Here is a 22,510-nt window from a genome sequence, read left to right as displayed (position 1 = left end):
TCCTCTTCCTCGGCATCGTTCACCAACTCTGACTTTAACGGAAAGTCAGACTTTCATCCACTGCCTGACTCAGAGCGCTTCTCGATCGTTTTCACCGCGTGCTTGTAGATGAGGATTGGGGTTCCGTCGGTCTCTACGGCAAAGGTATAGGTGTGGAACTCCAGGATCGTCCCGGTGAGGGTGGAGCCATCCATGAACCGGATCAGGACCTTCTTCCCCACAAAGCTCTTCTCCGTGTGCTTGGGCTTCGGCGGCTTTTCCCGCTCCGCGGGTTTGCCCTCTTCCGGCACCCATTCCCGAACCTCGGGTTTCGCCATCGGGCCTCCTTGGCCTCCCATAAAGCCCAGGAAAGCTTAAGCTCTTTCCGACCTCGTCAGCTCGGGGCCTCGCTTGGGAGCGGGGTTCGACGCCGGCCGGAACACCGCCTGCACCGCCTCGTTCCACATCGCCCGAAGCTCGCCGGGCTCGACCGCTGGGTATTTCTGGCGGCAGACCCGCACCCAATTCAAAAGCGCAGAACGGAGCTTCTCCCTCTCCTCGGGGCTCAAGCTCATCGCCCCGATTATCCCGCCTAAGGACCGCCGGGGAAGTTCCACCGCTTTCCAAAAGCTCCTCCCAAGCCCGCCGTGCTTCCTCAGCCTCCCGCAAAAGTTCCTGAATGAATTTTTCCGTGGCCTGCCAGCGCTCCCGCTGTTCCTCGATAACTCGGAGGCCCTCGCGCACGGCCCACTCCGCCCAGCGCCTTGTGGCCGGGAGGTCCACGCCCAGTCCCCGCCGCTCCTCGAGCCTGGCCAAAAGGAAGCCCACGAGCCGGGCAAGCTCGCCCCGGGTTTGGACCCTTCCCCTCCGGAGGGCGCGGTGCACCGCCGGCCCCAGGGCCGAAAGGATCGCCGCCCGCCGGGCCGGGCTGATGGAGGGCCGCGAAAGGAGGTCGTTCCGGAGCTGCGCCATGGCCCAGAAGAGGGCACGGGAACCAAGGGGAAGATGGAAGGCACAGCCCGAATGGCTTTTTCTCTGTTTCTCTGAGGGGGATAAGGTATCGCGCGCGTGGGAGGAAACATTTCGGTTTTCTTGTTGGGATGCAGTTTCCTCGCCCTGTTGTTCCTCGGGGCTGTGGATAACTCTATGGCGCCAAAGGAGGGTGATCCGGGACCTTTTACCCCGGCCGGGCTCCCGTTCCCAGCGGATGAGGTGGGCACCCTCCAACCTCCTCAGGGCCCGGTGCACCTGGCAGGGTGAAAGCCGGGCATCCTTAGCTAGCTCCCGCAGGGAAGTGACGATCGTCACCCCTCCCTCAAGCTGGAGAAGGTCCCAAACCTTGTTGCAGGAGCGGGGCAAACGCAGAAGAACGTCCGGTCGGCCAGAGACAGCCGACTTGACAGCCGCCTTTGAGCGGCCTATTATTCGTCTTGGTGGCAAAAGCTCTCCCTTCCGGGGGGAGAGGTCGCTCCAGGCCCGAGACTCGACCTCGGGCTTTTTCGCTTTTTATAGACCTCTCGGCCCCCAAACCAACCTAAATTTTCTTGCGCTCTCCGTTGAGCCTAGCCGATAGCCCTCCTCTAAACTGGGCAGTCGCACTTTAACGCCTTTCAACCGGGCAAGTCAAGTCCTGATGCCCAAAGATCACCATCTTAAAGGACATTTGTCTCAGCGTTTAGACGTAATCAGCGTCAGACTCGCTCGTATGCTTACGATCGAAGATGTCGCTGCGACGCTTGGCATTACGGAGCGCGGAGTTCGACTCCGTGTTGACCTACTTTCCGACATCCTTGACGCGCACTTGCGCCGCGGTCCTAAAAATCAGTTGCTGTTTGACGACAGCGCCCTCGCCGTTCTAAAGAGGTTTGAGGAAGTGCGTCGCACAAGGGGGTTGCCTTTACGGCAAGCTGCACGGGTCCTACGAGGGGAATTGGGCTCTGGATTAACAAAAGACGGAGAAAACACTACGGCGCAAAGTGCGTTAGGGAAGGACGTGGAGGACACGTCAAACAAGGTTTCAGTCGCCGTTGCCGAGGTGGAAGCATCGCAGGAATTGCCTTGGGCTGTAAAGAAGCTTGTCGAAGAGTTGGAAAAAGAGAGGGATTACTGGCGCAATCTCGCCTTAAAACTTCAAGAGCAGGTTCGTGATCTTGAGCGGCTGGCATTGCCAGCTCCCCGTGAGCAGCGTCCGTGGTGGGCGCGGGGGATCTTTCGTTGGCTTTGGAGTAGTTAACGTTTTTGAAAGCCTACGTTTTCGTTCATCCCAACCGCCTGTTCAGTTTGAATTCTCTTCTCGCTTTGTTTCGGTGCTGAAACGGGAACGGCCAGACGTTGGGCTTTGGAATGGGTGGTGAGGGCGGTCCAGTAAAAGCCTTGGCCAAGGCAAGGGCCTCCTCTTTCCCATAGCCTAGACGCCTGGCCACCACCGTGGCTCACAGAGTCAGAAACGGCGCACGGTTCACGACAATCTGGGCCATCTTGCACCCCTGGGCATTCTAATCCCAGGGTCCTCGAGCCACGTGAAAGAGTCCAAGACCAGAAAAAGGGTGCGCAAGGTCGCAGAGGTGGTTTTTGGGCCATCGTTGTGATAAAATACAATTTGGGTGATCTCATATGAGGACATTGATTTGTATTTTGATTTTACTAGGTACTTGTTTCCATTTGTTGACAAATGGTGAAACGACTAACCAATGTATTTATCAAACAGGAAGTGTTCTACAAATATTCGATTGGTGGGCAGATTACTTAACCCCCCAACATTTGGGGTGGCTTATTCCTCGCTATCTTTTTTGTTTATCTCAATTGGCCTCTCTTCCCCGCAGCGGGCCCATATCGTCGGTGACAAAATTAATAATTTGGGAGGAAGATGATTGGTTCCTTGAGTCACTGGCTAGAGCTATTAATAGCGACTATTTGGGGAATGTAAACGCAAACTACTATAAGATTGCTACTAATACGTTGTTCTTCGTTCAACGAGTAATCACTTATGCCCACGAAACGGATGAATACTGGCAAACCCCTATTGAGACATTGATGCTGCGGAAAGGAGATTGTGAAGATTCCACGATTCTGTACGTTGCACTTTTATACGCTTTACGGTTCCCTGTGGCTTTTGGGGGTTACTATGACCATGTTCAAAACAAAGCGCATCTTTTCGGACTAGTACAAGTACATCCAACCTGGGTAACAGAAAGGTCAGGGCTATTTAATAAATGTTGGCCAGACAGATGGACAATTGTTTGGCGCCGTAATGATAACACTGTGTGGGCGATAGCTGAGACTACGTATAATCCAAAGTATTGGCTAATTGGAGCTGGTGGCTTAGGATGTGGATATATTCCTACGGCAGCTTGGCAATCAGGAAATGTATGGATGATTGACATGACAGGCAGGGTTTACTTTCCGCCTGAGTTGTTACCCTATATACCGTAGCTTGTCCCGTTATTATTTGGATTTGATGGTTAACCTGTCACTCTATGTACATGGGGGTGTACCAAGGAAACACACGGCATAGTTGGATACTGTTCGTTGGTCTGTAAACACGCGGCTAAAAAGTCACAGAAATCGGCGGCCGAGGATTGAAAAAAATACATTCCCCGATCGGCGAAATGGCTTTGCGAGTTTTTAAACGAGCTAACGCGATAACTAAGCCTTACCCTAACATTAGGTGTGCCCGTCGGCACTCAGGGTGCTCTTTACTAAGAGGCATTAGGAGCCGGAAGGGACTTTTGCTCAGATTTTGTTTTCAATTGGAGCAAATAATTTCGGCTGGCTGTAAGGTTGCACCTCTGCCGTGTGGGAAAATAATGTAAGGCTGGATACTGCCGCCGAAATCCCTTAGTCTTTACTATGCCTTACCCCTTTCAATTTTGGCAAAACTGTAGTAGCTATTATTCCGATCCTTAAAGCCTTGCTTTTTCTTTATTGCGACATATGTCGCACTTTAAAGGGGATCCGGAGGACGTCTTCTTCTCCTTTTACTCGAATGGGCCGCCTTTATGGGCCTTGAAGGTTGGTTACAATTTGGTAACAATTGTAATAATCGATGTTCCAGCCTCTGTAGGCAGGCCTAAAACCTTTGATCCCTCTATTGCGACATATGTCGCGCTTAAAGGGACGTCTTCACCCCTAAGGTTTTGGAAGCCGCGTGGGCTGAAAGGACTTCCTCCCATTTGCCTCGTGCGGACCGCATTTATCGGCCTTAGGGCTTCTTACAATTGGATGCAAATTGTAACAGCCGATGTTGCAATCCTCTTGGGCAGGCTCAGAATTTTCGCTCCCCTTGTTGTGACATATGTCGCAAAGGTGTTCTAATCCCTGTTAAGCTAGTTCTACTCTTGAGGTTTCTCAGACCGCGCACCTTTGTTTTTGTATAATTTGGTTACATATGTCAAAAGAACGGTACTTAAACACGTCTTTGGCTAAAGCCTTACGGGTGTTAGAGTTTTTCAATGGGGTTGAACAGGGGCTAAGTCTTTCCGAGATAGCCCAGCGCTTGGGAGCTAAACCCGGGAGCGTCTACCCAATCGTTTATACCTTGCACAAATTTGGGTATCTCGAGCGAGATCCCGAGACCAAAGCGGTACAAACTGGGACTGCGAATCTTGGCGTTAGCCAATCAGATTTTGTCTTCTTTGGACATCCGGGAGAAGGCGAAACCTGTATTGAAAAAACTGGCGCGGGAGCTTGAAGTGAACGCCCATTTGGCCGTTCTTTATGAGGATGAAGTTTTGTATTTGGATCGAGAGGAGGCGGCGCCAAGCGTAGTGATCCCCTCCGTGATTGGCCGGCGGGTTCCGCCTCATTGTACAGCGCTAGGGAAAATACTTCTAGCTTATGATTATGAAGCACTTGAGCGCATTTTGGCCAAAGGGTCTTTGCCTGCCCTTACGCCTAATACCATAACGAACCCCGAAGTTTTGAAGAGGGAGTTAGAGCGAGTACGGTCTCAAGGCTATGCTATGGATTGGGAAGAGTTTCACGAGGGAACCATCTGTGTGGCTGCGCCAGTACGAAATTATCGGGGCCGCGTGGTGGCCGCAATATCCGTATCCTTACCCAAAACCAGATTAACACATGATCCTTTAGACCGATTCGTGCAGGCTGTTACTGTTGCAGCCCATGAAGTTTCCCGGTTTTTGGGTCATGCGGGGTAAAGAAGGTTCGCTCTTTTTATTCCTCTCTCGTCCGTCTTTACTACCCCCTTGACATAAGTAGTGCGGGTTGATACAATAATAACGAAAATCTTTAGACTTAAACAAAAGGAGGTGATCTTAGGTTCCTTTTACTCGGTACTAGTGTAAAGCTTCTTTAAAGGAGGTGCAGGAATTTATGATGCGGAAAATTGTTATCGCGAGCTTGGTGGTGTTGATTGGCTTGGTTGGAGTGGCGGCTGCTCGGAAGTATGAGGGTGTTGTTATCACTGTTTTTACGCAGACCCCACCATATATCGCTAAACCGGTCATGATGTTCGCTCCCGACTGGGAGAAGGCAACAGGAGCAAAGATTGTTCTTGTCACTGCTCCTTGGGGAGAACTGTATCCCAAGATGTACGCCTCGTTCGGGCTGGCGGAGGCCGCATTTGACGTAGTGATCTTCCCTTCAGCATGGCTCCCAGATTTTGCAGCTGCAGGATTCCTCGTGCCTTTGGATGAGTTTATTGCCAAGGACCCTTACATTCAGTGGAATGACATTCTTCCCATTTATCGTGAGCGTATCGTCAGCTGGGGGGGTAAAATTTATGCAGTTCCAGTAGATGGAGATTGCCATATTTTCTACTATCGCAAAGACGCTCTTGAGAACCCTGAATATCAAGCCAAATTCAAGGAAAAATATGGTTATGATCTTCCAGTGCCACCGAAAACGTGGAAACAGGTACGCGATATAGCGGAGTTCTTCAATGGGTGGGATTGGGATGGTGATGGTCAAATCGAGTACGGCGTGGTCGAACCTCGTCGCTACGCTGGTCAGGCTGACTGGTGTTTCTTCTCTCGCACAGTGGGGTACGTCGCATTGCCTGGCCAGCCTGGTGGCCTTTTCTTTGATCCAGAAACTATGGCACCCCGTATCAATTCACCCGGACATGTTCGCGCTTTGGAAGACTATGTCGAGATCATGAAATATGGTGTTCCGGGTATGATCAACATGGACTCCGGAGAAATTCGTAGTGTATTTGCTGCTGGACTTGCTGCCATGGCCATTGACTGGGGCGATATCGGCGTGATCTCCGAAGTCGGTGAAGAGTCTACTGTAAGAGGCAAGGTTGGGTATGCAGTGCTTCCCGGATCTGATGAAGTCTGGGACTTTTCTAAGGGAACCTGGGTGAAACTGCCTGAACCGAATCAAGCTGGCTATCTCGCTTTCGGCGGCTGGGTTGCCGCCATTGCTCACAACAGCAAGCATATTGAAGCTGCTTATGACTTCATTTCATACCTTGCTCGACCTGACAACAGCTATGTAAGTGTGACTACGCCTGAAACCGGTTTTAACCCCTATCGTTACTCACACTTTGAGAAATTGTCGGGTTGGATTGGCATGGGATTCAGCAGAGAGGCAGCTGAAGCCTACCTGAAAGCCATACTGGACACTATTAGCCACCCGAACGCGCAGCCTGATCTGCGGATCCCTGGCCAAGCTCGTTACTTCGAAGCTGTGGACAGAGCGTTGTCTCGGGTAGTGGCAGGTGAACTTACTCCGAAAGCCGCTCTAGACGAGGTAGCAAAAATTTGGGATCAAATAACCAATGAATTGGGTCGCGACAAGCAGCTTCTTTACTATAGGCTCTCACTAGGGTTGCCTCCTAAGTAGTATGAGGAACGGGGCCCCAAGCGTAAACACGCTTGGGGCCCTTTTTATGTTATAGTTGAACTGATCATGGGGAACCTGGGGCGACGTGAAAAAAGGTTATTGCTTAGTCCGACTGTGATCTTGTTATTGTTGTTCACTCTTTTCCCATTCGTATTCACATTAGCCTTGGTTTTTGGGAGGGTATCTTTTACTGGCGGCAGGATAGCGATTCAGTTCGCTGGTATTAGTAATTGGGTTCGTCTTTTTCATGACCAACGATTTTGGAATGCAGTTTTTGTAACCATTAAGATTGTTTTTATAGCAGTTTTTGTAGAATATTGCATTGGCTTAATATTGGCTCTTTTATTATACAAGAGGCCCTTTGGCTGCGGATTTTTTAGGGTACTGTACATTATTCCTATGCTTCTTACCCCCATTGCTGTTGGCTATACTTGGCGAATGATCCTGGATGTTGCTCGAGGTCCAATTACTGGGATATTGCAACGTATAGGCCTACAACCTATAGGTTGGCTGGTAGACCCTAAGATTGCGCTTTACTCTATTATAATCACTGATATATGGCAATGGACTCCTTTCATGTTTCTCTTGCTTTATGCTGGTTTAGAAGCTATTCCTAAAGAATACTTGGAGGCGGCTGACGTCGACGGAGCAACTGCTTGGAGGAAATTTCTCTACGTTATTATGCCTCTTTTAGCACCCCCATCCATTGCGGCGTTGCTCTTGCGTAGCATTGAGTGTTTCAAAATTGTTGATGTAATATACATCATGACTGGAGGAGGTCCAGGACAGGCCACTGAGAGCCTTACACTTTTTGGATATAATGTTGGTTTTAGGGCTTTCGATCTTGCATATGGTGCGACGATTGCCTTCAGCTTATTTTTTATGGTTTTAATTGCAGCAATGTTTTTTACGGTGCTAACGAGAAGCTTAAGGGCTATTAAGTTGGAATAATATGAAGCGATATTTAATAATAGCTGGAACTTATGCAGTTTTGATTTTCTGGGCGTTAGTCGTCATTGCACCTCTTTTTTGGTTGATTACGACTTCTTTTAAAGAAAAACTCGATGTTTATCTAGGCCCGAAATTTATTCCTTGGGTTGATTTTACCCCTACATCGCGTTGGTGGATTCGCATTTTTACAGTAGAACAAGCTGCACTATTAAAACCCTATGCTAATAGCCTCATTGTTGGTTTAAGTAGCGCTTTTTTGTCAACATTTCTAGGACTAATGGCAGCATACGCGTTAACGCGGTTTCGGTTTCATTTTGGTTTTATGCGAAATGAAGACATTCTTTTTTGGATCGTGTCGCAAAGGATTATGCCCCCCATCATCGTTGTGTTTGCTATATTTATTATGTATCAAACATTGGGCTTGCTGGACACACATATAGGTTTAATTCTTGTTTACACTGTTTTTAATTTGCCACTTTCCGTTTGGATCCTAGCTAATTTCTTGGGGCAAATCCCTCCCTCAATAGAAGAAGCAGCCCTAGTCGATGGTGCTTCTCCGATAACAATTTTATTTCGAGTTGTAATTCCTATGTTATTTCCAAGCTTAACAGCCACGTTTTTGCTTTGCTTTGTGTTTGCATGGAATGAGTTTTTATTTGCCCTAATTTTGACATATTCTCGCGCGCAGACTATGCCTATTCTTATAGCCTCTCAACATTTTCAGCGCGGACCTCAGTGGTGGGACATTTCAGCTCTTGCTACTCTGGCGGTTCTTCCTCCTGTTGCTATTACCATCGGCCTACAGCGATACTTCATCAGGGGGCTGATACCTGTTGGGAAGTGAGGTGCTGCTATGAAACGCAAGTACATTTTGGCACATGATCTTGGCACAACTGGGGATAAAGCTGTTCTTTTTGATGTGGAGAGTGGCCAAATTGTGGGAAATGCCTTTTTTGGCTATCCAACTAACTATGTTAGCGCTACATGGGCTGAGCAAGACCCGACTGAATGGTGGCGAGCATTTTGTTATGCAACACGCGAAGTTCTTGCCCGTACCGGAATCTCCTCAAAAGAGATTGCCGTCATCTCATTCTCGGGACAGATGATGGGATGCCTTCCCGTAGCTAAAAATGGAGAACCCCTTCGCGCAGCGATCATTTGGGCTGACCAGCGGGCCATTGCTGAAACCCAGAGCCTTCTCCAGAAGATCGGGCTTGAAGAAATCTACCGGATCACTGGTCACCGATTAGGGCCGGCGTACTCAGCTCCAAAAATTATGTGGCTTATGAAGCATGAACCTCAGATATTTGAAAAAACTTACAAATTTTTGCAGGCCAAAGATTTTATTGTCCATCGGCTTACCCACCGGTGGGTTACTGACCACTCAGACGCCTGTGGGACAGGGCTTTTAGACATCCACCATCTTGATTGGTCGGAAAAAATGCTTGCCGCAACAGGAATACGGCGAGAGCTCCTTCCAGACATTGTCCCCTCTACTACAGTAGTGGGCGAAGTGGTCCCAGAGAGAGCAGCTGAAGCAGACCTCGTTGCTGGAATCCCGGTAGTGATCGGAGGCGGAGACGGGGTATGTGCTACTGCAGGAGCCGGAGTTGTGTACCCTGGAATCGGTCATATCTATCTAGGTTCATCAGCGTGGGTAGCGGGAGTGAGTGAAAGGCCAGTTCTTGACCCGCAGATGCGCACTTTCACCTGGCCTCATCTTGATCCTAGACTTTTTTCCCCAAACGGGACGATGCACAACGCCGGAAGCTCTTTGGAATGGGCGAAAGAAACGTTGGGGTCTTTAGAAATTAAGGCAGCAGAATGGCTTGGACTTAACCCTTACGATCTCGTTGAACTCGAAGCGCAGCGGATTCCGCCGGGATGTAATGGTCTTTTGTTTCTCCCGTACCTGATGGGAGAGCGCAGTCCCTATTGGAACCCGAACGCCCGCGGCGTTTTTCTCGGGATTACACGCAAACACACGCGGGCTCACTTTCTGCGGGCTATTTATGAGGGGGTTGCTTTAAATCTTCGCACTATTTTCTTAGCACTGCAGGAACTGGGGGTTAACTTCGAAGAGATGCGAGCTATCGGCGGTGGTGTCAAAAGCCGCTTTTGGGCTCATATCTTGGCTGATGTCTTTGGAACGCCACTCTATATCACCAGTACGCCGCTAGAAGCCACAGCTTTAGGAGCAGCAATGGCTGGAGCGGTTGGCGTAGGACTGCTTTCGAATTTTAATGCTGCTGCAGAAAAATTTGTGAGGGTTGAAAAAGCGATTGAACCTGGTTCTAGTATGGAGGTTTACACACGCATTCACACATTGTTCCTTAATTCTTACAAAGCACTTCGGGATATTTTCGACCAACTCGTAATTGAAGGAGGTGTTGATGAGCTGGCTTAAAAGGAAAGACGTTCTAAATTTGGTATTCCCCTCTGGCTGGGTGGGGAAGAAGCACGCCGGGCTATTGTTAATGTGATTTGCAAAAGGTGATGAGAAAATGATGTTAATTGGAGGGCAGTGGATTCGAGAGGGAAGCGGGGGCGTCTTTCCAGTGCGAGATCCGGCTACCGAGGAATTCTTCGCTGAGGTTCCTCGCGCTACAGAGCAAGAGGTTGACCGTGCCTGCAAAGCTGCGGCCGAAGCTTTTCCATCTTGGTCCAAGAGCTTACCTGCTGAGCGGGCGAAGGTTCTTCTGAAAGCAGCTGAAGAGTTGGAACAAAAAACCGATGAAATAGCGCGAATTCTCACTAAGGAACAGGGTAAGCCCATAAAAGAAGCCAAAGGAGAAGTACGAGGAGCCGTTCAAGCTCTAAGGTTTTTCGCACACCACGCGGACTTCTCTATCGGAGAGTTGCGGGCTCCTAACCGTGCAGGGACCGTGAATTTAGTGAAGTATTACCCAGTGGGCCCAGTGGCCGTGATTTCTCCTTGGAACTACCCAGTCCTTCTCACAGCTTGGAAAGTGGCCCCAGCCTTGGCTGCAGGTTGCACGGTGGTGATCAAGCCTTCCAGTAAGACGCCCTTGGCTGTGACCGAATTTGTTCGTTGTTTACTGGAAGGTGGAGCTCCTGCGGGAGTAGTTAATCTTATTCATGGAAGTGGAGATGTAGGAATGGCTTTGGTACGGCATACCAGCATTCGCAAAATAACTTTTACCGGAGAAACTGAGACTGGCAAAATCATTATGCGAGAGGCAGCTGGAGGAATTAAGCGTCTCACTCTGGAACTGGGTGGCCACTGCCCCCTCATCGTTGCGGCTGATGCCGATCTGGACGCCGCTGTAGAAGGTGGGGTTTATCGAGCTTTTCGCAATATGGGGCAGGTGTGTAATAGTGTTAACCGCATTTATGTTGAGCGCCCTGTTTACAAAGAATTTCTACAAATGTTCATTGAACGTACAAAAAAGCTTACTATCGGTCCTGGTATTGAAGACCCAGATCTTGGTCCTATGATTGATGATGAGGCCAGAAAGCGCGTTATGTTTCATATTCACGACGCTGTGTCAAAAGGGGCTACAGTGATATATGGGGGAAAAATTCCTCCGGGTTTCGAGAAGGGATTTTTCTTTGAGCCTACAGTGCTTATAAATGTCGATCATTCAATGATTGTAATGAGAGAAGAGACGTTTGGGCCTGTTGCTCCTATTATGGCTGTGGATTCTCTTGACGAGGCTATTAAATGGGCTAATGACTCTCGTTACGGACTTGTAGCTTATCTTTATACTCGTGATATAGGGAAAGCTCTTCGAGCCGCAGAGAAACTGGAGTATGGAACAGTGGGAATTAACAATGTAGTAGGCGGAGAAGTGGAATATCCGTATGCGGGTTGGAAGGAAAGCGGTCTTGGATTCGAACTCTCTGAGCATGCTATTTTTGAGTTCCTTCAGGTTAAACACATCCGAATCTATTGGAGGTGATGGAAATGATTTTCCAATACGATCTCGCCACCAGAACTTTTGAGGGCCTGCGGCATTGGGAGCGACGGCTAAGTGAAATGGCGGAGGTTTTCGTATCTAAAGAAGCGGTGGCCGAAATTCTTAAAGTGAATAATCCTATAATTTATGAGGTTTGGGAAGTTCCGAATGTTCCTGAAAAGATTGGGCAGCTTTTTTGGTCCTTTACGATTCTCTATCCTGGCAAAGTAGGCAATGAGTATTACATGACCAAAGGGCATTATCATCTTGATCCTGCATGTGCTGAAGTTTACTTAATACTTTTAGGAGAAGGCGTTCTCCTATTGAAGGATAACAATGCGTCTAAAGCGTTGTTTGTTCGTAAAGGAAGTGTAGCGCATATTCCGCCAGGATGTGCTCACAGAATGGTCAACATTGGTAATGAGCCGCTTATTTTCTTTGCAGTTTATCCAGCTCAGGCAGGTCATGACTATGAAAGGATTAAGGAAGAAGGGTTTACAATCCGTGTAATCCAGCGAGGACGCAAACCTGAGGTTTGCCAAGATCGTTGAAAGGAGGCCTTATGGAGTACAGGTACCTAGGAAAAACTGGGCTTAGGGTGTCAGAACTTTGCCTTGGAACCCAAACTTTCGGTTGGGTTACTGACGAAAACACAGCTTTTCAAATATTGGACAAATTTGTTGAGGCTGGGGGGAATTTTTTCGATACCGCCGATAGTTATAACAAAGGCGAATCAGAGCGAATACTCGGTAAGTGGATTAAGAAGTATGGCCGTCGCTCTTCCCTGGTTGTTGCTACGAAAACCTACTTCCCTACAGGCGAAGGCCCTAACGACATGGGCCTTTCCAGGAAGCACATTGTAGAAACTGTGGAGGAGAGTCTTCGACGACTTCAGACTGACTATATCGACATATTGCAACTTCACTGCTACGATGGTGCTACCCCCCTGGAAGAGACGCTCCGGGCTCTAGATGACCTTGTAAAAAGCGGCAAGATCTGTTACATCGGGACTTCAAACTTTGCTCCCTCACAATTGATGAAGGCGATCATGCTCTGTCGAATGCATGGGTGGGCTGAAATTGTTAGCCTTCAAGCAGAATACAGTCTGCTCGTGCGTTCACCCGAGTGGGAGCTAATCCCTCTTTGCGAGGAGGAAGGAATTGGTTTCTTAGCTTGGTCGCCTTTGGCTGGGGGATGGCTCACCGGCAAATATCGTCAGAATGCTCCAATTCCTCCTGATTCCCGGGCTGGCCGGCGGGATCGTTTTGAGGACCTTCCTGAACAACGGGTGCGCGAAAAGACTTGGGATGTTATTGAAACATTAATTGAAATTGCCAACAATCGGCACAAGACCCCTGCTCAAGTAGCTTTAAATTGGCTCCTTCGAAAATCCAAAAATATTGTGCCCGTCTTCGGTGCTCGCACTGTGGAGCAAATGGAGGATAACCTCGGCGCCGTAGGATGGGAGCTCACAGACGAAGAAATGCAGCGTTTAAATGAGGTAAGTCAAGTAGAACTTCCTTATCCGTATAATTTTCTTAGCCGCTATTCAAGGAAAAGATAACATACAGCTTAATTACGCAGCTGACCAGAGCCAATATTTTGAGGAATTTTCATCACCGTTATTATCTGCCAATTGAATGCAGATCTTTTATGATTTCTGTGTGCTATGAAGCAATGATTTGATGAAAAACAAAGCTCGTTTAGCTTCCTCGTCTAAGTCCTTGCCCTCTTGTAAGTCCCGCCACACTCGAATATCCTGCCCTACTTCTCCTCCGGGCTGAGTAAACGGTTCCATTACAATTCGACCAGGGTAGCGAATTTCTTGGAGCGCAGTTATTAGTTCAAGCCAGGGAAACCTTCCTCGTCCAGGAGGCCTACGATTAGTTTCGGAGATATGAACGTGTCCCAAAAGCTCTCCGGCTTTAAGTACAGCATCGCGAATGTTATCTTCTTCAATATTCATATGAAACGAATCCAACATAACTTTTATATTGGGACTCTCTACTAGTTTTACATACTCCACTGCTTCGGCGCAAGTGTTTAGCATAAATTGTTCGAAACGATTCACCACTTCTACTGCACATACAACGCCAAGGCTCTCGGCCACCTTTATTATTTCTCGCATACTTTCTACACTACGCAAAAAATAGTCGTGCTTCGCTGGCCAATCAATAGGAGGAGGGTTCCATGCTCCGTAAAGAATACCCCCAAGAAGCGTGCAGCCTAAAGCATGGATAATGTCTAGACCCCGCTTTAGGTATTCAATGCCTTGACGCCTTATATGAAGGTCTGGAGAAGAAATGTCATATTTCGCGGTAAGAGCTTCACAGACAGTCAATTCGATGCCATGTAATTCTGCCAATTTTTTGAGCTCTTCCTTTTTTTGTGATGGCATGTTCATTACCTGGTCCAATTTAATTTCTAGTACGTCAAAACCTAACTTAGCTACTCGAGCAGGATATTCAAGGAGATTCGCTGACCAATTCCGTTCCCAATAAGCATAATAGATCCCCACTTTATTCATGTTTTCTCCTTAAGCATAAAACCATCACCAATATCTTATGCCGCTAGTGCATAATATGCAAATGGTACACAATGGTTTACCATCCTAGACGAAACGCACCGACTTTGTTGAAACTCAAAAGTCCAGTGTTTATTTGTGCAGATGATCAGAAGTCAGCCAGTTCGCAATCCTAAGCTCAAATGATGAATTTTCGTAGTATGATGTATGAAACACCGTGGTTAAGCTAGGAGAATAGCTGAGGGATGGCCGGAGACTTTTTCATAGTGGGAAGATACATTGATTATCGCGAGACCTCATTCAGTTGCTGCTTCAACGTTCGAAATTATTGACTCGTATTTTTATACCCGGTTAACGGGTTCACAATTTCTTAAGACACAAATCACGCGCACGTTAAGAAATAAAACCATCGGTATCTTTGACTCTGATCAGCACTTTTCCCAAGTTTCTTAAGCCGCTTTCAAAGCCGATGTATAGGAATTGATGCAGGTTTTGACCAGACACCGTATATGGAGTCAGGGGTAATGCCGTTGGCCCAGGCTATTTCCACATTTAAATAACGAAGGAACTTTTTGCAAAACAAGCTTGGTAAAGCAGCTCCTTGCCCAGGTTCCCCTCGGGCGCCCGGCAACCCCGAGGATTTGGCGGGTGTTGCCGTCTTTTTAGCTTCTTATATGTCCTTTTACCTCACAGGTCAGGTTATCTATGTAGACGAAGGACATCTTTGGCTTAGTATTAGTCTTATGCAAAACCGCTGTTGCCAAAACAAAACTGGGGTAATATCAGTTTACCAAGGAGGGGACTTTGATTAGCCAAGATTTCTTAAAGTTGATAGGCGAATCTGGGGCTATCGGGATAATTCGCATTCAGACTGCAGAGGATCTTCTCGCTATTGCCGGAGCTTTACATCGTGGTGGGCTTAATTGCCTTGAAATCACAATGAATACCCCAGGAGCTCTGCGCGCCATCGAGAGCGCTCGCGAAAAATTGCCCCAGGTTTTGCTTGGTGCGGGGACAGTTTTGGATGCGATAAGTGCTCGCGAAGCGATCCTGGCTGGCGCGCAATTTCTTGTTACTCCCACCGTTAAGCTTGATGTACTTGAGGTCGCTCACCGCTATGGTGTTCCCGCCATCATCGGCGCTATGACCCCCACCGAGATCCTCACTGCTTGGGAAGCTGGTGCAGACATGGTCAAGGTCTTTCCCGCTTCTGCCCTTGGCCCTAAATACCTTCAGGAAATCCATGGTCCTTTACCGCAAATTCCTTTGGTTCCTACGGGTGGGATTACGGCTGAGAATGCCGGTGAATTTATTCGCGCTGGAGCAGTAGCTGTCTGTGTAGGCTCGTGGCTTGTGGACAAAAAAGCTGTAGCGGAAGGACGTTTTGAGGTCCTTACCGAGCGAGCCCGCCAGCTTGTCGAGGTGGTACGCAAAGCCCGGGAAAGTTAAGGAGCGAAGATGCGCTACGACCTAGTGACGTTTGGTGAGACGATGATTAGGCTTTCGCCGCCAAATTTTCGACGGCTGGAGCAAACGGACCTTCTTGAGGTCAATATCGGTGGAGCAGAACTGAACGTAGCTGTGGCTGCGCAAAGGCTGGGCCTTCGCTGTGCTTACGTAACTCGCCTCACCGATAACCCCCTTGGTCGCATGATTGCCAACAAAGCTCGGGAGCACGGTGTGGACGTTTCCCACATCGTTTGGACCAAAGAAGACCGCGTTGGGCTTTATTTTGTGGAATTCGGGGCAAGCCCCAGGGCTAGTTCCGTTCTCTATGATCGGGCCAATTCCGCCATGGCGAAAATCAAGCCGGGCGAGGTGGCTTGGGACGAGATCTTTAAGGAAGCGCGAGCCTTTCATACTACCGGTATCACGCCTGCCCTTTCCCCTTCTGCAGCGGAAGCTACAAAGGAAGCGGTACGTAAAGCTAAGGAACATGGGCTTCTGGTTTCTATAGATCTTAATTACCGCGCAAGACTATGGACCCCGGAGGAGGCAAGGCGGGTAATGACGGAGCTTGTACAAATGGCGGACATCCTTATTACCACAGAAGAAGACGCAGAGAGGGTCTTCGGGGTTAAAGAGGATTCTTACGAAAAGGTAGCCGAACGGCTAGGAAAGGAATTCCGGCTTAAGGCCGTGGCGGTAACCATCCGGGAAACGCCTTCTGTTTGGCGCAATACCTGGACGGCGTTGGCCTGGACTCCGGGAGGGATTATCCGGGGACCAGTTTTTGACATCGAAATTGTGGACCGAGTGGGCGCAGGCGATGCTTTCGCCGGTGGTTTCCTGTATGGTTTCCTTACAAAGGATGTGGAAGCTGGGATCCGCTATGGAGTGGCCATATCGGCCCTGAAGCAAACGAACCCTGGGGACTTCGTTTGGGCTACCAAAGAAGAGTGTGAACGCCTTCTTGCTGGTGCGGGCCTGCGCATTGTTCGCTGAAAATGAGATCGGAAGAGGATCATGCGGGTTGGTGAGAAAGCTGAGGGTTGGATGGCAAAGTCCTCTACGTCGCTCGTGGTTAAGATAGTAAGATAGATCTTAATAGGGAAAAGAGATGCGGCGAAGCTTATGTCGCCAATTAAGCTCACAAGGATTCTGTACGCAGGGTGGTATTATCATAAACATGAAAAAGAAGGGAACGTATGGCTGGACTTCGCAGGAAACGGTGCGAAAATTCTTGTGCTATGCCCTAAAGAAAAGGTAGAGCAAGTTGTTACAACCTTTGAATTCAGGAGTAAATACGAATGCGAAAAGTGATAGTAAGCTCGCGGACTTTCGGAAAAGTAGTCTCAATTGGAGAAGAGCTCCTTCGCAATAATGGGTTTGCCGTGTTTTATGCTCGTACAGTCCCTGATACACTCATCGACGAAGACTATCTTGCTGAATTAGTAAAACGAGAACAGCCTTACGCTATAATTTGTGGTACTGAACCCATTACAAGAAAAGTTCTTGAAAATTCACAAAACCTACGCATAGTGATGAAGCGGGGGGTAGGAATTGATAATATCGATTTACAAGCAGCTACATCATTAAATATTGCGGTAGGCAATGTGCCAGAAGCTAACCAAAAAGCTGTAGCTGAATTAACTCTGGGGTTGATTTTGGCCTTAGTTCGTCATCTTTATGATGCTATCCAAAGCACTAAAAGCGGTAAGTGGATCCCATTTATTGGTCATGAATTAAATAACCTCACAATCGGTGTGATTGGTACAGGAAGGATTGGCCGCGAAGTGATAAAGCTTCTCTGTGGCTTTGGGGCAAAAATATTGGCCTACGATATCGCGCCTAACATCGAATTAACCATGCAATACGGCGTAAAATATGTATCGCTTGATACATTGTTAAAAATGTCGGATATTGTTACTATACATGTACCTTTAACAAAAGAAACGCATCACATGATAGGACAACGCGAGTTAGAAATAATGAAGCCCACGGCGTTTATCATTAACACAGCACGTGGAGAAATAATCGACGAAGTTGCTCTTTACAATCACTTAAAAGAAAAGAAAATCGCTGGAGCAGCTTTAGATGTTTTTTCGCAAGAGCCGCCTGTTAATAATCCCCTTCTTAATTTAGATAATGTTATAGCAACACCTCATATGGGAGCTTATACTTTTGAAGCGATGGAAAAGATGGACCGAATATGTGCTGAGACTATTATAGCTTTTTCGCGTGGTGAGAAATTATCTAATATCATAAATGCTGACATGATTTCTGCATAGTACTCTTAGCAAAATTTATAATACTGGTTACATCGCAACAAATCTCTAAACAATATATTGTAAGGATGCCTTTATGAGCCTCGCAAATCTGCTTAACAAAAGGGGCCTTTTGTTAAGTCCCTCCTTCTTCTAATCCACATCCTCCTTAACCCAGCCTTTTTACATCTAGTCCTTTCCCCATCGAGATTATTGACCTTAAAGGACCTTTTATGGTACCATTAAGAGTACCTATGGAGGACTCATGAAGCTCCGGGGCGGAGAGGTGGCGGTGGTGCGGGGAAAGGACGGCCGGTTCCGGGTAACCATCCCCAAAGACCTCGCTCTGGCTCTGGGTTTGGAAGGCGGGGAACGGGGGAAATTCCGGCTTTTACGGCTTTCTTCAACCCAGGTGGTTCTGTCGTTGGAGATCACCCGGAAGAGAGGGAAGGCGGGAGAGGGTGAGCCGTGAGGGCCGAGGAAAAAGCCCTTATTTCCCTGTTCGAGGAGGGGGGACGAGGTGAACCTAGGCCCCCTGACCTCCCGGCCAAAAGAAAGCCTTTAAATCAGGGCCTTACCCTCCTCTCCTTCCAGGGCGACGAGGCCTTGGTCTCCTTCCCTAGACCCCCAAGGCTCGGCGAAGCCCTTCTTCTACGGGAAGGCCCTCGGAAACTCCTCCTCCAAGTGGTGTGGGCCAAAGCTGAAGAAAGAGGATGGGTCGCCCGGGCCAAGGTCCGCGGCCCCTGGGACGGAATCCTCCCCGGCTGGGATGCGGAGATTTTCCCGACTAGCCCTCCTATTCCCGAAACCCCGGGCCCAAAGATTTTCCTTGGCCGGACGTTGGAAGGAGAAGAATTCTCCCCGGGCGGAAGGGCGCTAGAGAAGGTGAACGTGATCGTGGGCGCCAAGGGTTCGGGGAAGTCACATTTAGCGAAAGTCATTCTCCTTGGGCTTATCCGGGCGGGAGCTCCGTGCCTCGTTTTGGATGTGAACCGGGAGTACGGTGGGCTTCCAGAAGTTCGAACGTATTCGGTGGGAAGAAATTTCAAACTTGGGGTTCGGGAGATCGGGGTTGAAGCCCTGTCCGTGATGCTTGAGGCCTTCGGGACACCCGCAACTTCCCTCCTTTATTTTGAGACGAGGCTTTCGAAGCTTTTTCAGGAGAAGAAAGAATTTATCGGGATCGATGAACTCATCTCGATGGCGGAAGAAGGGGAGTTTTATCCCACCCAAAGCGGGTATGCCGCGGATGCGGTGAACCGAACCCTTCGCTCACGGCTAGAAGCTTTAAAACTCACGGGGATGGTGGCGAGGAGTCCCCTCGAGGCCTCGTCGTTTACGGGGGTCTGGAAGGAAATCCGGGAGGGAGGGGCGGTAGCGTTCGATCTTTCCGGGCTTTCTACACCGGCGAGGATGGGGTTTGCCCAGGCGCTTTTGCGGTTCCTCTTTGCGCTCGTAGAGGAGGAAGAAAAAGTCCCGTTCGTGTTTTTCGAGGAAGCGCACCTCTATGTGACCCCGCAGGGGATCGATGCCCTCGTGACGAGGGCAAGGCACACCGGGATCACGAGTTTCTTTATTACGAATACACCCACAGCCCTTCCGGAAGGGGTTTTACGGGCGGCGGATAACTTGTTCGTGTTCCGGTTGCCGCTCGAGGAGGACATCAAGTGGGTGGCGAAGTCCGGGATGATCGAGGAAAGCTCGCTTCTTGCGTTAGTTCAGGCTTTGCCCAAGTACGCTTGTCTCGCCTTGGGCGAGGCTACTGAGACTTACCCCGTCGTCCTTTTGCCTGATCCCCTTTTAGGCGTGGATACCCGCGGTAAAACCCGCTACTTCTTCGCCCTTCCCGCCAACGAGGTTCAATCGAGTTGACCAGACCTTGCAACATCGCCATTATGATGTTAACATTAAGTTATGTCTAAAAAGAGAACGCAGGTCTACCTCGATCCTGAGGTCCACCGGCGCTTGAAGGAGCGGGCTAAGGAAGAAGGTATTTCCCTGGCCGAGCTTATCCGGCGCATGGCCAAGGATTACCTGCGCAAAGAGGCCTCCCCCAAGGACTTTCTAGCCATCGTAGGCCTTGGCCAAAGCGGGAAAACCGACGTCTCTGAGAAACACGATGACTACTTAGCCCAAGTGCTTTCCGATGAAAACCTTCGTTGATACTTCAGCCTTTTATGCTTTGGCCGATGCAACCGATCGGCACCACTCCGCGGCCCGTAAGGTCTACGAAGAGCTCATCGGGAAAGAGGAGCTTATCACTACGGATTATGTTCTCCTTGAGTGTTGGTTCCTTATCTCTCATCACCTTGGCCGGAATGCAGCCCTGAAGTTCTGGGATTTCCTCCTTTCCGGGGCGGTGGAGCTCGTGATGGCGGAGAGAAAAGACCTGGAAAACGCCCGGAAAATCGTTGCAGAGTACGGGGACCAAGACTTCTCTTTGGTGGATGCTGTCAATTTCGCGGTGATGGAACGCCTGGGCATCAAGAAGGCCTTCACCTTCGATGCCCACTTCCATATCTATCGGTTCGGACGAGAAAAACAGGAAAGATTTGAAGTCATTCCGCTAAGTCCACCCTGAACCCACCCGGGGTTAAACGGGACGCCGGGAGTAAAACGCACGCGGGGACAAAAAGATTGCGACCCCCTTGCGGTCCCCGTGCTAAAAATCCCCATCTCTCCTGTTCCCACATGTATTTACGCAAAGCCCAGGAGCGCAGAAGATTTAAGGGTATCCAGACGGCCTACTCTCGTTCCCCCAACCCCGTCGGACATGGCAAATGCACTCTTTCCTTCATTGGTGCCTTGACGTCCTTCTACCGATGAATTGCAGTTGAGTAAGTCTTTTACAGACAAAGAAAAGGCGGCTAAGGTGGCCGCCGGTCCCTTGGATAAGCTCGCCTTAATGCCCAGCCTTTAGGATCTGGATGATCTCCTGGGCATCAGAGATAAAGCTATTGGCTTGCCCAACGGGGATCTTCTTCCTGCTCTGTGCTCGCACCTCATTGATGAACGCCTGCAATGCACTTAGCGCATCTTGAATATCACGAGAATTCGGCTCTTCCAGAGCCTCTTGCACATTAGAAAAAAGGCTGTTTGTTATACTTTGGTACAGGCCCGACGTCTGCACTTTGTCCATTAGTGCTTGGAGGCCCTCCCGTGGAGTTGGGAGCTCTGTTACTGTGAACTTTGCCTGTAGCCAAAGGCGCCATCGAGCTCATCGTCCCCACCCTCACCCGCTACGAGGTCCTCAACGCTCTCTCCCGGGCTGTCCGCGGCCTCAAAGGGAAAACCCTCCCACTAGCGGAAGCCAAAGAAATCCTGAAGGCTTTGGAAGGCCTGGATCTTCGGGAAAAAGATATCTCTGGACTGGAGGAGGAAATCCTTGGGTTCACCCTCGAGTACGGCTGCACGGCCTACGACGGCGCTTACCTCGCTTTGGCCGCCAAAGAATCGGCCCCCTTCATCACCGGCGACTCCCGGCTTTACCAGGTGGTGCGGGAAAAACTCCCTTGGGTCCTCTGGCTTGGCGATTACGGGAAAGAGGGGAAATGGCTCAAGAGCGAATAAGTGAAGCCCTTTCCCATCTTAGGGATGACTGGCCCATTCGGGTCCTCCTTTCGACGCTTGCAGAACGAGTGGCCGAGCTTGCCGCCCTTCTCGGGAGAGCCGAGGCCCAAAAACTGCCGCCGGAATTCCTCACGAGAATCCGGGCCATCGAGGAGGAGATGCACGCGCTTTCCCGCCTCTGCCAAAACCCGCCGCTACCACACAGAGGGACTACGCGAAGAAAGGTCGACAATCTGCCGTTCTTTTAAGGGCTAGACGGAAAAAATTTCGTCCAGAAGGAGGATTTCCAGCCCGCAGCCCTGGGCCTTGCGGAACTCCTGGTCGTTCGTGAGGAAGGCAGTGGCCCCATGGACCAGTGCCGTGGCCAGGTGAAGGGCATCGGGTGTGCGAAGGCCGTAGCGGGCCCGAAGGCGCGCACCCTCCTTCGCCACCCTCTCATCCACCGAGTGGACCTCTAAGCCGGGAAGTCCCTGAAGGAAAACCTCGCAGGCCCGGATTTTTTCTTCATCGCCGAGATCGAACGGCCGGACCAAAAGCTCCGCAAGGACGAGGCTCGAAGCGAGAGCAGAAAGCCTTCCCCGGGAAAGGGCGGTGAAAAGTTTTGTGGTGAACCGGGAATAAGGTTCTGTTCCTTCCAGGTGGTAGATGAAAAGGACGGTATCTAACCCGATTCGTTTATGGCGGGAAAGGAAAGCTAGCTCCCCTTGTCCCAAGCCTCGCGCTCCTCTTTGAGGTAGGAACCGATCTCTTCGCCCCAGGTGCCCCGGAGCGAGCCCAGGCTTTCCTGAACGAGCGAGGAAACGGGTCTAAGGATGACCCGGTTTCCTTCCACCTCCACCCAAAGCTGGTCGCCCTCGGTTACGCCCAGGGCCTCCCGCACCGCCTTGGGAAGAACCATCTGCCCCCGCCGACCCACCCGCACTACGTTCCTCTTCCTCGGCATCGTTCACCAACTCTGACTTTAACGGAAAGTCAGACTTTCATCCACTGCCTGACTCAGAGCGCTTCTCGATCGTTTTCACCGCGTGCTTGTAGATGAGGATTGGGGTTCC

30 protein-coding genes and 1 pseudogene are annotated in these 22,510 nt (G+C 49.7%); 24 read left to right on the top strand and 7 right to left on the bottom strand.

Annotated elements, in window-relative coordinates:
• Window positions 1-53: 53 nt before the first annotated feature.
• The gene (locus H5T41_09660) at window positions 54-317 is read right to left on the bottom strand and encodes an RNA chaperone Hfq (protein MBC7109027.1); all 264 of its coding nucleotides are present in this window, start codon (window positions 315-317) and stop codon (window positions 54-56) included.
• 541 nt (window positions 318-858) lie between these two features.
• On the opposite strand from H5T41_09660, the gene H5T41_09655 reads away from it, so the two are divergent.
• Window positions 859-1,026, top strand: coding sequence for a hypothetical protein (locus H5T41_09655; protein MBC7109026.1), 168 nt, complete (start codon window positions 859-861; stop codon window positions 1,024-1,026).
• A gap of 33 nt (window positions 1,027-1,059) precedes the next feature.
• On the opposite strand, the pseudogene H5T41_09650 reads toward H5T41_09655, so the two are convergent.
• Window positions 1,060-1,419, bottom strand: a pseudogene (locus tag H5T41_09650) (SgrR family transcriptional regulator).
• Between the two features lie 223 nt (window positions 1,420-1,642).
• On the opposite strand from H5T41_09650, the gene H5T41_09645 reads away from it, so the two are divergent.
• Window positions 1,643-2,212, top strand: a complete 570-nt coding sequence (locus H5T41_09645; protein ID MBC7109025.1) for a hypothetical protein — start codon at window positions 1,643-1,645, stop codon at window positions 2,210-2,212.
• A gap of 25 nt (window positions 2,213-2,237) precedes the next feature.
• On the opposite strand, the gene H5T41_09640 is transcribed toward H5T41_09645, so the two are convergent.
• Window positions 2,238-2,405 carry a hypothetical protein gene (locus H5T41_09640; GenBank protein MBC7109024.1) on the bottom strand — a complete coding sequence of 56 codons (168 nt, stop codon included), beginning with the start codon at window positions 2,403-2,405 and terminating at the stop codon, window positions 2,238-2,240.
• A gap of 187 nt (window positions 2,406-2,592) precedes the next feature.
• On the opposite strand from H5T41_09640, the gene H5T41_09635 reads away from it, so the two are divergent.
• The 11 genes from H5T41_09635 (at window position 2,593) to H5T41_09585 (ending at window position 13,221) form a co-directional block, all read left to right on the top strand.
• Window positions 2,593-3,411, top strand: a complete 819-nt coding sequence (locus H5T41_09635; protein ID MBC7109023.1) for a hypothetical protein — start codon at window positions 2,593-2,595, stop codon at window positions 3,409-3,411.
• A gap of 501 nt (window positions 3,412-3,912) precedes the next feature.
• Entirely contained in the window at window positions 3,913-4,293 is a 381-nt protein-coding gene (locus H5T41_09630) for a hypothetical protein (protein MBC7109022.1), read from the top strand.
• A 121-nt stretch (window positions 4,294-4,414) separates the two neighbouring features.
• Window positions 4,415-4,669, top strand: coding sequence for a helix-turn-helix domain-containing protein (locus H5T41_09625; protein ID MBC7109021.1), 255 nt, complete (start codon window positions 4,415-4,417; stop codon window positions 4,667-4,669).
• The gene (locus tag H5T41_09620; GenBank protein MBC7109020.1) at window positions 4,644-5,135 is read left to right on the top strand and encodes an IclR family transcriptional regulator; all 492 of its coding nucleotides are present in this window, start codon (window positions 4,644-4,646) and stop codon (window positions 5,133-5,135) included. Before H5T41_09625 ends, H5T41_09620 begins: the two co-directional genes overlap by 26 nt.
• Window positions 5,136-5,310: 175 nt before the next feature.
• A complete protein-coding gene (locus H5T41_09615) occupies window positions 5,311-6,786 on the top strand; it encodes a sugar ABC transporter substrate-binding protein (protein ID MBC7109019.1) in 1,476 nt (491 codons plus the stop codon).
• A gap of 129 nt (window positions 6,787-6,915) precedes the next feature.
• Window positions 6,916-7,737 (top strand): sugar ABC transporter permease, encoded by an 822-nt coding sequence (locus tag H5T41_09610; protein MBC7109018.1) that lies wholly within the window; start codon window positions 6,916-6,918, stop codon window positions 7,735-7,737.
• A gap of 1 nt (window position 7,738) precedes the next feature.
• Window positions 7,739-8,581 (top strand): carbohydrate ABC transporter permease, encoded by an 843-nt coding sequence (locus H5T41_09605; GenBank protein ID MBC7109017.1) that lies wholly within the window; start codon window positions 7,739-7,741, stop codon window positions 8,579-8,581.
• Window positions 8,582-8,590: 9 nt separating this feature from the next.
• Window positions 8,591-10,144, top strand: a complete 1,554-nt coding sequence (gene xylB / locus H5T41_09600; GenBank protein ID MBC7109016.1) for a xylulokinase — start codon at window positions 8,591-8,593, stop codon at window positions 10,142-10,144.
• Window positions 10,145-10,241: 97 nt separating this feature from the next.
• Entirely contained in the window at window positions 10,242-11,660 is a 1,419-nt protein-coding gene (locus tag H5T41_09595) for an NAD-dependent succinate-semialdehyde dehydrogenase (GenBank protein ID MBC7109015.1), read from the top strand.
• Window positions 11,660-12,208 (top strand): cupin domain-containing protein, encoded by a 549-nt coding sequence (locus H5T41_09590; protein MBC7109014.1) that lies wholly within the window; start codon window positions 11,660-11,662, stop codon window positions 12,206-12,208. The genes H5T41_09595 and H5T41_09590 overlap by 1 nt, the downstream gene beginning before the upstream one ends.
• Window positions 12,209-12,219: 11 nt before the next feature.
• Window positions 12,220-13,221 carry an aldo/keto reductase gene (locus H5T41_09585; protein MBC7109013.1) on the top strand — a complete coding sequence of 334 codons (1,002 nt, stop codon included), beginning with the start codon at window positions 12,220-12,222 and terminating at the stop codon, window positions 13,219-13,221.
• An 87-nt stretch (window positions 13,222-13,308) separates the two neighbouring features.
• On the opposite strand, the gene H5T41_09580 is transcribed toward H5T41_09585, so the two are convergent.
• Entirely contained in the window at window positions 13,309-14,184 is an 876-nt protein-coding gene (locus tag H5T41_09580; GenBank protein ID MBC7109012.1) for a sugar phosphate isomerase/epimerase, read from the bottom strand.
• A gap of 638 nt (window positions 14,185-14,822) precedes the next feature.
• Here H5T41_09580 and H5T41_09575 point away from each other — a divergent pair.
• From H5T41_09575 to H5T41_09535, 9 genes are all read left to right on the top strand, one after another.
• Window positions 14,823-14,993: a hypothetical protein gene (locus H5T41_09575; GenBank protein ID MBC7109011.1), complete on the top strand. Its 171-nt coding sequence runs from the start codon at window positions 14,823-14,825 to the stop codon at window positions 14,991-14,993.
• The gene (locus H5T41_09570) at window positions 14,986-15,630 is read left to right on the top strand and encodes a bifunctional 4-hydroxy-2-oxoglutarate aldolase/2-dehydro-3-deoxy-phosphogluconate aldolase (protein ID MBC7109010.1); all 645 of its coding nucleotides are present in this window, start codon (window positions 14,986-14,988) and stop codon (window positions 15,628-15,630) included. Before H5T41_09575 ends, H5T41_09570 begins: the two co-directional genes overlap by 8 nt.
• Window positions 15,631-15,639: 9 nt before the next feature.
• On the top strand, window positions 15,640-16,626 hold the full coding sequence (locus H5T41_09565) for a sugar kinase (protein MBC7109009.1): 987 nt from the start codon (window positions 15,640-15,642) through the stop codon (window positions 16,624-16,626).
• A 129-nt stretch (window positions 16,627-16,755) separates the two neighbouring features.
• Window positions 16,756-16,944: a hypothetical protein gene (locus tag H5T41_09560; GenBank protein ID MBC7109008.1), complete on the top strand. Its 189-nt coding sequence runs from the start codon at window positions 16,756-16,758 to the stop codon at window positions 16,942-16,944.
• On the top strand, window positions 16,932-17,912 hold the full coding sequence (locus H5T41_09555; GenBank protein MBC7109007.1) for a phosphoglycerate dehydrogenase: 981 nt from the start codon (window positions 16,932-16,934) through the stop codon (window positions 17,910-17,912). Before H5T41_09560 ends, H5T41_09555 begins: the two co-directional genes overlap by 13 nt.
• A 241-nt stretch (window positions 17,913-18,153) precedes the next feature.
• Entirely contained in the window at window positions 18,154-18,360 is a 207-nt protein-coding gene (locus H5T41_09550; GenBank protein MBC7109006.1) for a hypothetical protein, read from the top strand.
• Window positions 18,357-19,760 carry a DUF87 domain-containing protein gene (locus tag H5T41_09545; GenBank protein ID MBC7109005.1) on the top strand — a complete coding sequence of 468 codons (1,404 nt, stop codon included), beginning with the start codon at window positions 18,357-18,359 and terminating at the stop codon, window positions 19,758-19,760. The genes H5T41_09550 and H5T41_09545 overlap by 4 nt, the downstream gene beginning before the upstream one ends.
• A gap of 42 nt (window positions 19,761-19,802) precedes the next feature.
• Window positions 19,803-20,051 (top strand): CopG family transcriptional regulator, encoded by a 249-nt coding sequence (locus H5T41_09540; protein MBC7109004.1) that lies wholly within the window; start codon window positions 19,803-19,805, stop codon window positions 20,049-20,051.
• Window positions 20,035-20,469 carry a PIN domain-containing protein gene (locus tag H5T41_09535; protein ID MBC7109003.1) on the top strand — a complete coding sequence of 145 codons (435 nt, stop codon included), beginning with the start codon at window positions 20,035-20,037 and terminating at the stop codon, window positions 20,467-20,469. The genes H5T41_09540 and H5T41_09535 overlap by 17 nt, the downstream gene beginning before the upstream one ends.
• A 321-nt stretch (window positions 20,470-20,790) precedes the next feature.
• On the opposite strand, the gene H5T41_09530 is transcribed toward H5T41_09535, so the two are convergent.
• Window positions 20,791-21,027 (bottom strand): hypothetical protein, encoded by a 237-nt coding sequence (locus H5T41_09530; GenBank protein MBC7109002.1) that lies wholly within the window; start codon window positions 21,025-21,027, stop codon window positions 20,791-20,793.
• 50 nt (window positions 21,028-21,077) lie between these two features.
• Between H5T41_09530 and H5T41_09525 the strand changes: the two genes are divergently transcribed.
• A complete protein-coding gene (locus tag H5T41_09525; GenBank protein MBC7109001.1) occupies window positions 21,078-21,458 on the top strand; it encodes a type II toxin-antitoxin system VapC family toxin in 381 nt (126 codons plus the stop codon).
• Window positions 21,440-21,706, top strand: a complete 267-nt coding sequence (locus H5T41_09520) for a hypothetical protein (protein MBC7109000.1) — start codon at window positions 21,440-21,442, stop codon at window positions 21,704-21,706. Before H5T41_09525 ends, H5T41_09520 begins: the two co-directional genes overlap by 19 nt.
• A gap of 3 nt (window positions 21,707-21,709) precedes the next feature.
• Here the strand turns inward: H5T41_09520 and H5T41_09515 are convergent, their stop codons facing one another.
• The gene (locus H5T41_09515) at window positions 21,710-22,171 is read right to left on the bottom strand and encodes a PIN domain-containing protein (GenBank protein MBC7108999.1); all 462 of its coding nucleotides are present in this window, start codon (window positions 22,169-22,171) and stop codon (window positions 21,710-21,712) included.
• Entirely contained in the window at window positions 22,153-22,401 is a 249-nt protein-coding gene (locus tag H5T41_09510) for an AbrB/MazE/SpoVT family DNA-binding domain-containing protein (protein ID MBC7108998.1), read from the bottom strand. Before H5T41_09510 ends, H5T41_09515 begins: the two co-directional genes overlap by 19 nt.
• Window positions 22,402-22,510 lie beyond the last annotated feature (109 nt).

The sequence above is a fragment of the Methanomassiliicoccales archaeon genome (assembly GCA_014361295.1).
Taxonomy (GTDB): Archaea; Thermoplasmatota; Thermoplasmata; order Methanomassiliicoccales; family JACIVX01; genus JACIVX01.
Note: the sequence above shows the minus strand (reverse complement) of the source record. Positions and strands in the feature narration are given on the sequence as shown.